We start from the raw sequence: 9,552 nt of genomic DNA, 5'->3' as shown, positions 1-9,552 counted from the left end.
GGCCGTGCGCTCCTACGGGACCGTCAGCGTCCATTCGGCCGTGTGCACCTGGCCGGCAACCTGAAAGTCGAAGAACATTCGGTACTCGCCGGGGCTGGGCGCGGTCACCCAGAACTTGACCTTGCCGTCGACGAGTTTCTGCTCGGGGTGCACGTGCAGGTAGGCGACGTCGCCCTGGCGCAGCACGACCAGGTGGCCGTAGGCGCCCAGGTACGGCTCGACGGCACCGCCGGCGACCGTGATCAGCAGGGGCTGGACCGACTGGGTGCTCGGGGCGCCCTCGTAGGCGACCGTGAAATTGTGGACCACCGCCTCGTTGCTGGGCGCCGGCAGCCGGTCCGGCTGGTACTCGCCCGCCACCGTGAGGTCGGTGCCCAGCGTGGTGGCGATCTGCCGGCCGCCGGCCAGGGCGGTGAAGTCGGCGATCATCCGGTAGACGCCCGGCCGTCCCAGCGTGAGGTCGATGCTCCAGGTGCCGTCGGCGGCCATTTCCGGGTGCAGGTGCTGGAAGCTGGTGAGGTCGCGGCGCACCACGATCAGGTGCAGCGGTTTGTCGTGGACGATCGCGTAGGACGTGACCGGCGCGCCGCCGGTCGCGTCGATCGTGAAGCTCAGACGCTGCTTCCTGCCGGCCTCGAACGTGGTCGTCGCGGGGCGCAGGGTCAGGCCGTCGGAGCTGAGCGACAGGCCGCCCAGCGCGGCGCCGGCGGTCGTGGTCAGGCCCGTGCCGGTGGCGCCGTGCGTGTGCGGCATGTTCTCGTCGACGATCGCGGCGCTGGTGGTGGACGCGGGCGTGGCGGTCGTTCCGGCGCCTGTCCCGTTGTTGAGCCGGCCCAGGCCGTAGCCCGCGAAGAGGACGACGATCAGCAATGCGCCGAAGGCCGCCAGGCGGAAGGCGCTGCCCTTCTCGACCGGCTCCGTTTCCGCTGTCGCCGCGTCGTCTTCCCTACCGGCCGCATCGGCGCGGTAGGCCGGGTCGGTCTCGCTGAGGTCCAGCGTCCACTTGGACCTTTTGCGCCGGCTCGCCCCGCCCGCCTTCTTGCCTCCCTCGTCCGGCGCCGCGCTCACCTCGTCGGACGTCACGCCCGTCTTCTGGGGCGTTGCGGTCACCTCGTCCGGCCGCTTGCCCGCCTCGTCAGGCATCCGCGAGCTCGTAGCCGGCCTCGTCGACCGCGGCGCGCACCGCGTCGCCGGACAGAGGCGCCTCGCTGGTCACGGTCACCCCGCCGGAGCTGAGATCGACCTGCACTCCAGAGACCCCGGGGAGCGCCGAGATCTCCTCGGTCACCGCGGTAACGCAGTGCGAGCAAGTCATGCCCTTGACGGTGTAGGTGCTGGTCACAGCCATGAGAATCGCCTTCCTACGGTTTGCCTCGCGCCGTTTGCCACTTGTCGCACGTGATTCCCGCCGGTCAGGATTTGATCAGCCGCGCGATCGCGTCGGACGCCTCTTTGACCTTGGTGGACGGGTCCCCGGCACGAGCCGCGTCCACGACGCAGTGCGCCAGGTGGTCCTCCAGCAGGCCGACCGCGACCGCCTGCAGCGCGCTCTTCGCCGCGGAGATCTGGGTCAGAACATCGATGCAGTACGTATCCTCGTCGACCATCCGCTGCAAGCCACGGATCTGGCCCTCGATCCGGCGCAGGCGGCTGAGCAGGGCCGCCTTGTCACCGGAGTACCCGTGCGGTCCGTGCTGCGGGCTCGCCTCCTCAGACATGCGCCAAGCATACCCCCCGCCGGTATGTGGCAATCGTCGCACCCGGATGCCGGCGCGCACTGCGGGAAAGCGCTCGCATGCCACCCCGGCCCCCGTGGCACGATGCGGCCGAACATGTGGACGAGCGAAGGAGCAACTGTGGGAGACCGCGAACGGGACGGCTACGTTCTGAGCGACGACGCGAACCGGGTCGACGTCGACCGGGTGCACCGCTGGCTGTCCGAGGACTCGTACTGGGCCGCCGGCCGATCGCACGAACTGGTCAGCCGCTCGATCGAGGGCTCCCTGCCGTACTCGGTGTTCCACGGGGACGAGCAGGTCGCCTTCGCCCGTGTGGTCACCGACGGCGCCACCTTCGGCTGGGTCTGCGACGTCTTCGTCGCCCCCGGGCACCGCGGCCGTGGCCTGGGCGTCTGGCTGGTGGACAGCATCGTCGACGACCTGACCGGACGCGGCGTCCTCCGCCTCCTGCTGGCCACCCGGGACGCCCACGAGGTCTACCGGCGCTCCGGCTTCACCCCGGTCGCCGGCCCGCACCGGTTCATGGAGATCGACCGCCGTCCCACCCGGAACGCGGTCCTCGGCCTGACCTGACCCGCCCGGAACGGCCGGTTTCCGCGCGGCGGGCCTCATCAGCCGGCCACCGCGAGGGCCAGCGGCAGGATCGGGCCGGCACCGGCCTGCCGCAACGCCCGCCCGGCCAAGGTCACCGTCCATCCGGAGTCCACCAGGTCGTCGACCAGCAGCAGCGGGCCGGGATGATCCGCGATCCCGGCCACGACCTCAGCCGGCACGGTGAAGGCGTCGTGCAGCGCCCGGACCCGCTGCGCACTGTTGCCGCGGAAGCTCTCCTCCCCCGAGCGCGGGGAAGTCAACGCGCCCAGCAACGGCAACCGGCCGACCGTCGCGATGTGCTCGGCCAGGCTGTGGACAAGCTGTGGATGACGCCGTGAGCCGACCGCCACGACTCCGACCGGCCGCTGCTGCCAGGCGTCCTCGCCATGCGCCCATGCCTTGAGCACCTCGACCACCGCGGCGGCCAGCTCCGCCGGCACCGGGGCATCCGGCGACTCCGGCCCCACCACGCCACGCAGCCGCGCGCCCCAGCCGAGGTCGGACAGGCGGCCCACGGCCCGGCCCGGCTCGATCTGCTCGGCCGGCGCGATCTTGCCCTTCAACGAGATGCCGACCGCGGACATCCCGGTGGGCCACATCTTCTTCGGCGCGATCTGGACCCCGGGCCGGCCGAGGAACGCCTCGGCGGCGGCCAGCGAGCCGGACGACACGTCGGCGTCGAACAGTGGCCCGGCACAGTTGTCACACCGGCCGCACGGTTTCGCCTCGGGATCGTCCAGGCAACGACGAAGGAACTCCATGCGGCAGGCGGTGCTCACCGCGTACTCCATCATTGTCTGTTGCTCAGCGGCCCGCGCCTCGGCCACCCGCCGCAACCGGGCGGTGTCATAGGTCCACGGCTCGCCGGTGGCGAGCCAGCCACCGCGGGTGCGGCGCACCGCGCCGTCCACATCGAGAACCTTGAGCATCAGCTCCAGACGGTTGCGGCGCAGGTCGACCAGCGGCTCCAGCGCCTGGGTGGACAGCGGCCGCTCCGCGGAGAGCTGGGCCAGCACCGCCCGCACCTGCTCCTCGGGCGGGAACGCGAGGGAGGCGAAATATCGCCAGATCGCCGCGTCCTCCGGTCCGGGCAGCAGCACCACCTCGGCGTGCTCGACGGCTCGACCGGCCCGGCCGACCTGCTGGTAGTAAGCGATCGGCGAATTCGGCGCGCCCAGGTGCACGACGAACCCGAGATCCGGCTTGTCGAAGCCCATCCCCAGCGCGGACGTCGCCACCAGCGCCTTGATCTTGTTGTCCAGCAGGTCCTGCTCGGCGGCGCGGCGCTCGGCGTCCTCCACCTGTCCGGTGTAGGAGGCCACCGGGAACCCGCGCGAACGCAGGAAGTCGGCGGTCTCGGTGGCCCCGGCGACGGTCAGCGTGTAAACGATGCCGGAGCCGGGCAGCCGCTCCAGGTGATCGGCCAGCCAGGCCAGCCGGTGCGCCGGGTCGGGCAGCCGCAGCACCGCCAGGCGCAGCGAGTCGCGGTCCAGCGGGCCGCGCAGCACCAGCGCGTCGCCGAGCTGGTCGGCGACGTCAGCGGTCACCCGCGCATTGGCTGTCGCGGTGGTGGCGAGCACCGGCGTACGGCTCGGGAGGCCGCTGAGGAACGTCCGCAGGCGCCGGTAGTCCGGCCGGAAGTCGTGGCCCCAGTCGGAGACGCAGTGCGCCTCGTCGACCACCAGCAGGCCAGTGCTGTGTGCCAGGCCGGGCAGTACGTTGTCCCGGAAATCCGGATTGTTGAGCCGCTCCGGGCTGATCAGCAGCACGTCCACCGCGCCGGTCCGGATCTCCTGCTCGATCTCGGACCACTCGTCCAGATTCGCCGAGTTGATGGTGCGCGCCCGGATGCCGGCCCGGGCCGCCGCGTCGACCTGGTTGCGCATCAGGGCGAGCAGCGGGGACACGATCACCGTGGGGCCGGCCGACCCGCTCTCCCGCAACAGCGCGGTGGCCACGAAGTAGACCGCCGACTTGCCCCAGCCGGTGCGCTGCACGCAGAGCACCCGGCGGCGATCGACGGTGAGCGCCTCGATGGCGCGCCACTGATCCTCACGCAGTCTCGCGTGCTCTCCGGCGAGCCGGCGCAGCACCTGCTCGGCGCGCTCCCGCACACTCGCCCGCTCGGCCGCACCGGCCGCCATCCGCGTCGTCTCGGTCACCCGGCATGTCTATCAGCCCGCACCGACAGAACCGGAGTTATCCACAACCCGCCGTTATCCACAGGCAGAACAGGAAGTCGAGCGGGGATCGCCGCGCCCGGCCAAGCTCGTGGGCATCCGAGATTCCGGCGACGGGGAGGGAAGCCATGCGCGGCACACACCGGCCGGCCCACCACGGCACCGGAGCACGGCCACCGCCCGGTGGCCACCGGCCGGCCCCGTGGCAGCACCAGCCGGTCCGGGCCTGCCCCGGCCGGCATCCGCTTCAGCGCAAACCCGACCCGGACCCACTCCTGAATGGAAGTCTCAGGGCATGAGCAAAACGATCGCCGAGAAGCTGCTGATCAAGCCGAATTCCACCGTCTGGCTCAGCCAGCCGGCCCGCCTGCCGCTGCTCACCCCGATGCCGAAAGGCGTGCGGGAGACCGGGATGCTGGCCACCGCCGGCACCGCCGTGCTGTTCGCGGAGGACGCCGCGAGCGTGCGGGCACAGCTCACCGAGCACCAGGCCGACCTCGACAAGCCGAGCGCGTTCTGGATCGCCTATCCGAAAGCCAACCAGGCAGGCATCAACCGGGACACGCTGTGGCCCATCGTGGCTGATTTCAACATGCGCCCGTGCGGGCAGGTGGCGATCGACGACCGCTGGTCCGGGCAGCGCTTCCGGCCCAATCGGCCGGACGAGGGCCGCTTCACCGGAGACAGCTGATGACTCGCGGCCAACCGCTCCTGCGACCGGCCGTTCCGGCGGCGGGAGGATCAACTTCCGGCTTCCGGCGTACGCCCCGGCCGGGCACGCCCCGGTCAACGCCCCAGCACGGTGCCGCCGTTGACGTTGATGATCTGCCCGGTGACGAAGCCACCGCCCGGCCCGACCAGCCAGCGCACCGCCTCGGCGATCTCATGCGGCTCCCCTGGACGGTTGACCAGCGTCGCGGCCACCCGCTTGGCGTGCCCCTCGGGCGTCATCCGGCCGTCGAAGAACTCGCTGTCGACGATGTAACCCGGCGAGATCACGTTGGCCGTGATGCCCTCCGCGCCCAGGCTGGTGGCCAGGTCCAGGACGTAGCCGTGCAGGGCCGCCTTGGCCGCCGAGTAGGGTCCGCCACCACCCCGCTGAGCCGCGATCGAACTGGTCAGGATGATCTTGCCGCCCGGCCGGCGCAGTCGCGGCAGCAGTGCGGTGGTCATGAGTACCGCGGTGAGCACGTTGGAGTCCAGGTTCGCCCGCCAGCGCTCGGCCACTCCGTCCAGCGTGCTCTCGTCGCCGCCGACGAACGCCCCCGCGTTGTTGACCAGGACGTCCACCGCACGGCCGGCCACCGCCTCGACGACCCTCGGCACCTGCGCCGGGTCGCCCGCGTCGGCGGTCACCGCAGACGCCTGTGGACCGATCCACTTCACCGCGTCGGCGAGCACATCGGAGCGACGCCCCACGATGATCACGTCGAAGCCCTCGCCCGCAAGCATGCCGGCGGTCGCCTTGCCGATCCCGGTTCCGCCGCCGGTGACCACTGCCAGTCTTGTCATGACCTCGACCCTATCCGCGCCGTTCCGCGGAGCGCCTCACAGCGCGAGGGAGAAGCCGCCGTTCCGCTTCCCCGGCACGGCCGGCGAGTGCGTGGCCGGCGGGGTGATCCGCTTGCGCGGGCCGCCGCCGTGCCGCGACGGATGCCGCTTGCGCTTGCGGAGCGTCTCATCCGGCCCGGAGCGTTCCCGGGCCGAGGCGGCGCTCACCGAGTCGTCCTTGCCCGCGCGGCCGTTGACGCTGCCCAGCACCTCGGTCCGGCACGGGTGGCCGTTGACGGCGAAGGAGAGCGGCAGCGGGTTGCGCTCGCGGTAACCACCGCGCAGCGTGACCACCCCGCTGCGGCCCTCGCCGCGCACCGAGACGTGCCGGCCGCGCTGGGAGACCGACTTGGGCGGTCCGGCGAGCCGCTGCGTGCCGGGGTAGGTGAAGTCCACCCGCCAGCCGCCCGAGCCACCGGTGGTGAGCACCGTCAGCCGCGCTTCAAAGGAACCGCCCGAGTCCCGCTGCACCTGGTATCGGACCGAGCAGCGGAGACGCTGCACGGTGGCGCCGCCCGGGGCGGGCCCGGAGGCGGAGGCGCTGGACTGCTCGGCCTCGGCGGCCTGCCTGCGGGCCGACCAGCTCACCGCGCTGCCGGCCAGCAACACCGCGGTGGCCAGCGCGGCGGCCACCGACAACCGGTTCCGGCCGCGGGCCGGGCGGTCGCGGCGCATCCAGGCGGTGACCGCCACGGAGCGGCGCAGCCGAGCGCCGAGGAAGAGTCCACCGCCCACCGGACGCGCCCCGCCCATCCGCAGCGCCGCGCCGATCCGCAGGCCGGCACGCAGGCGCAGCATGCGGACCTGATTGCTCCGCGAGCCGCGCAGCCACGCGAGATCGCGCCCGCTGGCGCGGGCCGAGGCGGGGGCGGGTACGACGGCCCGCGCAACCGGGGCCGACGGCTTCTCCCCCGGTCGCAGTGGCGGGATGATCGGGTGGACACCGACGGTGGCGGCCAGGGCGCGGGCCACCTCGACGGAGGGCGGGCGCCCGGCCGGATCCTTGGCCAGGCAACGCAGGCACAGGTCGGCCACGGCGACCGGCATCCCCGGGACCTCGGGGATCGGGGCCGGATCGGCGTACAGGTGGGCGCGGAGCGCTTCCGCGGTGCTCTCGGCGGGCCACGGCATCCGGCCGGTGAGCGCCCGGTAGAGGAGCAACCCGAGGGCGTAGACGTCGGTGGCCGGCGAGACCGGCACGCCGCCCAGGCGTTCCGGGGCGAGATAGGCCGGCGTGCCGAGCAGGCTGCCGTCCGGGCCCGCGTCGCGTTGGCCGACCACCGCCGAGATGCCGAAGTCCACCACCTTCGCGCCGGACCCGGTGAGCATCACGTTGGCGGGCGTCACGTCGCGGTGCACGACGCCACGGGCATGCGCGGTGGCCAGCGCGGAGGCGACCTCGGCGCACACCATCACCGCCTCCCGCCAGTCCAGCGAGCCCTGCCGGCCGATCCGCGCGCCGACCGACTCGCCGTCGTTCAGCTCCATCACCACGTAAGGGACGGTCAGATGCTCCGAGAGCAGAGCCTCACCGAAGTCGTAGATGCCGGTGATGTGCGGGTGGCAGAGCCGGGCGGCGGACAGCGCCTCCTGGCGCAGGCGATCCCGGAACGCGCGGTCCATGGCCAGCTGCGGCGCGAGCACCTTGACCGCGACCTCGCGGCCCAGGGTCTCGTCGTAACCGCGCCAGACGACCGACATACCGCCGGTGCCGAGCTTCTCGACGAGACGGTACCGCCCGGCGAGGCGAAGCGATCCCTCGTGACCGTTTCGCTCCGTACGCCCCATACGCCGATTCTCCCGGAAGCGGCTCATTCTCCGGAGCCGCACACCGAAACCCGTACGGATTCGCCGCCCGGACCGGCCCAGAATTCAACCCGTGGCGGCGCGGGAGGGCCACTGTTCGCGGGCCCGGGGGTCAGCTCGGCAGAAGCTGATCGGTCGGAGCGTGGTCGTCGGTCAAGACCCTGGCGCCGCCGATGTAGGTGGTCAGGCCGGGGCCGGTCAGGAGCGTGACCGGCTTCTCGATCCGTGCGAGCCGAGCGCCCAGCGCGGTCAGGGGCAGCGGGCTCCGCGAGGCGACGATCACGAAGTTCGAGCCGACCTCGCCGGCCAGCGCGTCCTCCGGCGCGATCAGCGCGACATGCGGGAAGGCCGCCGCGACGGTGGCCAGCTCGGCGCGGATGAACCGGTCCGGCGGGTAGTCGATCACGTTCTGCGCGTAGACGCCGTCCGCGCGCAGGGTGCGGGAGATGTCCGCGGCCATCTCCCGGGTGGCCAGGTGCCAGGGCACCACCTGGTGGCCGAAGGCGTCGCCGACCACCAGGTCGTAGGCGGCGGACGGGCGTCCCGCCACGCCGACCCGGGCGTCACCGATCCGGACCCGCAGGTCGGGACCGGTGACCAGGCCGAGTTCGCGCTTGTCCAGATCGACCAGGCCGCCGTCGAGCTCCAGGACCAGCTGGTCGCTGCCCGGGCGGGTGGCCCGTAGGTATCCGGGGACGGTGAAACCGCCGCCGCCGATGTGCAGGGCGTCGACCGGGGTGCCGGCCGGGCGCAGCACGTCGGCGACCGCGCCGATCCACTGGACGTACTCGAACTCGAGATGCCGGGGGTCGTTCAGATCGACGTACGAGTGTGGGGCCGAGTTGAGCATCAGGGTGCGGCCGCCGGGATGATCCGGATCGGACTCCACCCGGGCGCAGTGATACGCCGTCTCGACGTCGCACGGGGTCGGCGAGACCGCGCCCAGGCCGGCGCCGACCAGGCCGACCGTGGCCAGCACGGACCGGAAGCGAGGCGAGCCGGGCAGGTCCGGGTGGGTCTCGTCGCGCCGCAGCCACCAGCCGAGCAGCAGGCCGCTCACCGCCAGCAGGGCGGCCAGGCTCAGGACGATCGCGCTGCTCGGCATCGCGGCGACGAAGACGAAGCCGGTGCCCAGCGTGGCGGTGATCGCGCCGAGCGTGCCGATGCTGGACAGGCGGCCGACCACGGTGCCGGCTTCGCGCAGGGTGCTGAGCTGCAGCTTCACGACCATCGGCGGGATCGCTGAGAGGACGAATGCGGGAAGGAAGACGGCCAGGGCGGCCAGCAGGAGCACGGCGGGGGCGGCGCCGCCGCGGAGCAGTTCGCCGCCCCAGCGCACCAGCGGCAGGGTCACGGCGGCGCCGATCGCGCCGAGGACCAGGGCGGGGGCGAGCAGCATGCGGGGGTCGTACCGGTCGGCGAGCCGGCCGCCGAGCCAGGCGCCGTAGGCGATGGCGGCCAGCGAGATGCCGATCACCGAGCTGCTGACCTGGAGGGTCACGCCGACGTACGGGCCGACCAGGCGAAGAGCGACGATCTCCAGGACCAGGACGGCGCCGCTGGAGCCGAAGGCCAGGGCGCTGGCGAGGGCCGTGGGCAGGGCGCGGGGCGGCGCGGTCTCCATCGCCGGGATGCTATCCGCCCCGGGCCTGATCCGCCCCGCACGCCACGCCTCACGCCGC

At 72.7% G+C, this 9,552-nt stretch carries 9 protein-coding genes; 2 read left to right on the top strand and 7 right to left on the bottom strand.

The annotated features are described in order from the left end of the window. Positions 1-12: 12 nt before the first annotated feature. The 3 genes from Asi03nite_RS34570 to Asi03nite_RS34560 form a co-directional block, all read right to left on the bottom strand. The gene (locus Asi03nite_RS34570; RefSeq protein ID WP_239103139.1) at positions 13-1,143 is read right to left on the bottom strand and encodes a DUF8832 domain-containing protein; all 1,131 of its coding nucleotides are present in this window, start codon (positions 1,141-1,143) and stop codon (positions 13-15) included. After that, the gene (locus Asi03nite_RS34565) at positions 1,136-1,348 is read right to left on the bottom strand and encodes a heavy-metal-associated domain-containing protein (protein WP_203684726.1); all 213 of its coding nucleotides are present in this window, start codon (positions 1,346-1,348) and stop codon (positions 1,136-1,138) included. The genes Asi03nite_RS34570 and Asi03nite_RS34565 overlap by 8 nt, the downstream gene beginning before the upstream one ends. A 64-nt stretch (positions 1,349-1,412) precedes the next feature. Beyond that, on the bottom strand, positions 1,413-1,718 hold the full coding sequence (locus Asi03nite_RS34560; RefSeq protein ID WP_203684725.1) for a metal-sensitive transcriptional regulator: 306 nt from the start codon (positions 1,716-1,718) through the stop codon (positions 1,413-1,415). Between the two features lie 138 nt (positions 1,719-1,856). Here Asi03nite_RS34560 and Asi03nite_RS34555 point away from each other — a divergent pair, with 138 nt between their 5' ends. Beyond that, complete coding sequence (locus Asi03nite_RS34555) at positions 1,857-2,312, top strand: GNAT family N-acetyltransferase (protein ID WP_373872209.1); 456 nt, start codon at positions 1,857-1,859, stop codon at positions 2,310-2,312. A gap of 38 nt (positions 2,313-2,350) precedes the next feature. Here Asi03nite_RS34555 and Asi03nite_RS34550 read toward each other — a convergent pair whose 3' ends face one another. After that, positions 2,351-4,477 carry a RecQ family ATP-dependent DNA helicase gene (locus Asi03nite_RS34550; RefSeq protein ID WP_203684727.1) on the bottom strand — a complete coding sequence of 709 codons (2,127 nt, stop codon included), beginning with the start codon at positions 4,475-4,477 and terminating at the stop codon, positions 2,351-2,353. Positions 4,478-4,808: 331 nt separating this feature from the next. Here Asi03nite_RS34550 and Asi03nite_RS34545 point away from each other — a divergent pair, with 331 nt between their 5' ends. Then, complete coding sequence (locus Asi03nite_RS34545; protein ID WP_203684723.1) at positions 4,809-5,204, top strand: hypothetical protein; 396 nt, start codon at positions 4,809-4,811, stop codon at positions 5,202-5,204. A 95-nt stretch (positions 5,205-5,299) separates the two neighbouring features. Here the strand turns inward: Asi03nite_RS34545 and Asi03nite_RS34540 are convergent, their stop codons facing one another. The 3 genes from Asi03nite_RS34540 to Asi03nite_RS34530 all read right to left on the bottom strand — a co-directional run bounded on the left by Asi03nite_RS34540 (position 5,300) and on the right by Asi03nite_RS34530 (position 9,494). Next, positions 5,300-6,025, bottom strand: coding sequence for an SDR family NAD(P)-dependent oxidoreductase (locus Asi03nite_RS34540; protein WP_203684722.1), 726 nt, complete (start codon positions 6,023-6,025; stop codon positions 5,300-5,302). 36 nt (positions 6,026-6,061) lie between these two features. Then, a complete protein-coding gene (locus tag Asi03nite_RS34535; protein ID WP_203684721.1) occupies positions 6,062-7,852 on the bottom strand; it encodes a serine/threonine-protein kinase in 1,791 nt (596 codons plus the stop codon). A 130-nt stretch (positions 7,853-7,982) separates the two neighbouring features. Then, the gene (locus Asi03nite_RS34530) at positions 7,983-9,494 is read right to left on the bottom strand and encodes a fused MFS/spermidine synthase (RefSeq protein WP_203684720.1); all 1,512 of its coding nucleotides are present in this window, start codon (positions 9,492-9,494) and stop codon (positions 7,983-7,985) included. Between the last annotated feature and the right edge of the window lie 58 nt (positions 9,495-9,552).

Origin of the sequence: Actinoplanes siamensis, assembly GCF_016862395.1 — a bacterium.
Classification (GTDB): Bacteria; Actinomycetota; Actinomycetes; order Mycobacteriales; family Micromonosporaceae; genus Actinoplanes; species Actinoplanes siamensis.
Note: the sequence above shows the minus strand (reverse complement) of the source record. Positions and strands in the feature narration are given on the sequence as shown.